A 3,495-nucleotide genomic window follows, 5' to 3' on the forward strand; every position below is an offset into this window, starting at 1 on the left:
TTCCGGGCGAGATGTTCCGGCTCTACCATGCGTACAAGTCGGACGAATGGGCGCGCTTCCTGTCTACCGTCACCGACTGGGACAAGGAGACCCAAATGGAGTGCCTGCCGTGAGCACCGGGACGCTTTTCGCGGACGCGCCGTTTCTCGACGTGTCTAACCCCGCCTTCTCGCTCCGCTCCGCGCCGGTGCGCGCGGCGAGGGCGCGCAGCTGGTACGCGCGCACGCCCTACGGTCTCGCGGTGCTGCGCCACAAGGAGATGGGCGAACTGCTGACCCACGAGGCGCTGATCCAGGGCAGCCACGCCTGGCCCGCGCTCAACGGCGTGACCGGCGGGGTCTTCGCGGACTGGTGGAACAAGTCGATCCTGGTGACCGAGGGCGACGACCACTGGCGCCTGCGGCGGCTGGTGAATCCGGCCTTCTCGCCGAAGATCGTGAAGACGCTGATGGGGGATTTCGAGCGCATCGCCAACGATCTCGCCGACGGGTTCATCGACCGCGGCACCTGCGATTTCATGGCCGAGTTCGCCGACCCCTACGCGGCACGGGTGCTGTGCCTGCTGCTGGGCCTGCCCGAAAGCGAAGCGCCCTTCATTCTGCGCACCTCTGCCACCATGGGGCTGGCGCTGGGCGTGAACTTCCCCAACCTCGTAGACGAGATCGAGGCGGCCACCGTCGAGCTGGGCGGTTTCATCTCGGAGGTGCTGAAGGCGCGCGAGGCCAACCCCGGCGACGACATCCTCTCGGTCATGGTGCAGGCCCGCGACGAGGGCGACCGGCTGTCGCATGAGGAACTCTGGAACCTTGCGCTGATGCTGGCCTTCGCCGGCGTGGACACCACCCGCAACCAGCTTGGACTGGGGATGTCGATGTTCGCCGACCACCCCGGGCAGTGGGAGGCGCTGGCCGCCGATCCCTCGCTCGACATGGCGGCGGCGACCGAGGTGATGCGGATGCGACCGACCATCACCTGGGTCTCGCGCGAGGCGACGCGCGACTTCGACTACGGTGGCATCACCATCCCGCGCGGTACCGTGCTGCACCTCTACTCCGAGAGCGCCGGCACCGATCCCGCCGTGATGGCCGACGCGCCCTTCGACATCACCGGGAAACGCGCCCGCAACTATGGCTTCTGCGGCGGCGTGCACCATTGCCTCGGCAACCTCGTGGCGCGCAACGACATGGCGGTGGCCTACCGGGTGCTCTCGGCCCGCATGACCGCGCCGGTGGTGGGCGAGGGGGCGACATGGCTCGCCGACAGCGGCAACACCGGGCCCATCGCGCTGCCGATCACCTTCGCGCCGCGCTGAAGCGGGGGCGGTGCGCCTGGTGACGGGGGCAGGAGTGAGGGGCCAGCCCCTCACACTCCCCGGAGTTTAGGGGCAAGATGAAGGGCGGACGCGGCGCTGGGGGCGTCTGGCGGTGTGCGTTTTGATTTGGAGGGGCGCTGCTGGCGGGGCGTTTTGATTGAGGTGGGCGCTGCTGGCGTGGAGTTTTGATTGAGGTGGGTGCGGCTTCTTTGGGTGGGGTCTGGTGTGGGTATTGGCGCGGAGCGTCGGCTGATGTGATGGCGGGGGTCGCGGCGTCAGGGCGGTTTGGTGATGGTTTTCGGATTTGGTGGGGTTTGGCCGGATTGGGTCTGCGGATTGGGCTCACGCGCTGGGTGGCCCTGGGTCCTGGGGCTGTGCTTGTGGTCTTTCTGGCTGCGTGGCGGCGCTGGGCGGGTCTCGGGGGCTATGCCGGTGCCCACCGGTGTCAGAGGGCCGCGTCGATCTTCTCTGCGCCGAGGGCAGCGATGAGGATCGGGGCGGCACTGGTGTTGCCGCCGACGATCCTCGGCATCACCGAGGCGTCCGCGACCGAGAGCCCGGAGATGCCGTGCACGCCCATGGTCGCGGGGTCGAACACCGCCAGCGCGTCGGGGCCCGATCTGGCGGTGCCGACGGGGTGGTAGATCGGATCCGCCGTCCGCCGCGCCAACCGGTCGAGATCCGCGTCGCTGGCAGCGGCGGGGCCGGGGAGCAGCTCCGTGCCCGCGAAGCGCGCGAGGCCGGGCTGGCGGCAGAGCGCGCGCAGCATCTTCAGCCCGCCGCGCAGGGCGATGCGGTCCGTCTCGGCGGCGAGGGAGTTCGGGTCGATCAGCGGCGCGTCGCGGGGATCGTTGGAGCCGATGGTCAGTCGCCCCCGGCTCTCGGGCTGCAGCTGGGTCTCGTCGATGGCGAAGCCGTGACCGCGGTCTTCGGCGGTGGCGCCGTCGAAGGCCAGCATGTTGATGGAATGAAGCTGCGTGTCCGGCCTGCCACGGCCCGCGCCGAGGCGCAGGAACGCGCCGGCCTCGAGCCCGTGTTGGGTGCCGACGCCCTTGCCGGTGATGAGCCACCCGGCGCCGACCTTGAGTGCGTTCGGAAACGTCGCATGGCCCCAGAGCGACAGCGGCTCGGTCATTCGGTGCTTGACCTTCACCTGGAGGTGGTCTCGTGCGAGGTTCTCGCCCACGCCGGGCAGGTCCGCGCGCAGCGGGATGCCGAGCGGGCGCAGCAGCGGGGGGCGATGCCCGTGTGCAGCAGCAGGTGCGGCGTGCCGATGGCACCGGCGCTGAGGACCTCGTGGCCGGCGGCGAGCTGTTCCTCGCCGGAGGGCGTCATCACCCGCAGCCCGTCGATGCGGGGGCCGTCGCCGGTGAGGCGCAGCACCTCGACGCGACTCCTGATCTCGAGGTTGGGACGGGACTAGGCGAGGCCGAGATAGGTCTTGGCGCTGCTCCGCCGCTTGCCGTCCTTCACGTTCATGCGGAAGAGGCCGAAGCCCTCGGCCTGGCCCTCGACCGTCTCCCGCACCGGGTCGCCAATCTGGCCGCCCGCCTCGACGAAGCTCGCGCAGGGCAGCGTCGATGGTGTCGGTGTCGGGCTGATTGCGCCCGCCGCCCGCGTAATGTCCCCAGACCGGGTCGATGACGCGCAGCTCGGCGTTTGGCATGGCGGCCACCTCGCGCGCGTTGTCCTCGGGCGGGAAGTGGAAATCCGTGCGGCAGGGCAGGACGATGGATCTCGCGGTGATCGCCGCCAGCGCCGCCCCCCGGTCGCCGTTGCAGAGCGGGTTGGCCGAGATGTCGCAGGCCTGCCAGGTGCGGATCGCGACAGCATGTCGTTGGCGGCGAGCCCGTAGCACACGCGTCCCAGGTGTTCTTGAGGTAGCCCTCGAGCGTCACGAAACCCATGCCGCGCCAGAGCTACCGCCGGAACCACGTCGAGCGCCATGCCGGGGCCGATCGGGAATTCGTTGTCCGCATGCGAGCCGCCGTAGCGGGTGGTTTAGACGATGATGTTTTCCCATGCGGAATTGAGCCGCCCGAAGGTGGCGTAAGGCGAGCCCGACGTCGGGCAGGGTGATGCCGCATTGCAGGTGCCGCGCCAGGCATCGAAGATGTCTTAGGGGGTCAGCTCCGCGCTCATGCCGCCACCCCCGACGAGATGCCGCATTCCCGGCACCAGTT

At 69.6% G+C, this 3,495-nt stretch carries 3 protein-coding genes; 1 reads left to right on the forward strand and 2 read right to left on the reverse strand.

Going from position 1 to position 3,495, the window contains the following annotated elements; all coding sequences use genetic code 11:
• The first annotated feature begins 109 nt into the window (after positions 1 to 109).
• Entirely contained in the window at positions 110 to 1,312 is a 1,203-nt protein-coding gene (locus HC022_RS21530) for a cytochrome P450 (protein WP_167453779.1), read from the forward strand.
• A 445-nt stretch (positions 1,313 to 1,757) separates the two neighbouring features.
• Here HC022_RS21530 and HC022_RS29415 read toward each other — a convergent pair whose 3' ends face one another.
• Together HC022_RS29415 and HC022_RS29420 are read right to left on the reverse strand one after the other, a co-directional pair.
• Positions 1,758 to 2,447 (reverse strand): GMC oxidoreductase, encoded by a 690-nt coding sequence (locus HC022_RS29415; RefSeq protein ID WP_254885218.1) that lies wholly within the window; start codon positions 2,445 to 2,447, stop codon positions 1,758 to 1,760.
• Between the two features lie 14 nt (positions 2,448 to 2,461).
• Positions 2,462 to 2,695, reverse strand: a complete 234-nt coding sequence (locus tag HC022_RS29420; RefSeq protein WP_368484713.1) for a hypothetical protein — start codon at positions 2,693 to 2,695, stop codon at positions 2,462 to 2,464.
• Positions 2,696 to 3,495 lie beyond the last annotated feature (800 nt).

It is taken from the genome of Salipiger sp. HF18, assembly GCF_011806505.1.
Lineage (GTDB): Bacteria > Pseudomonadota > Alphaproteobacteria > Rhodobacterales > Rhodobacteraceae > Salipiger > Salipiger thiooxidans.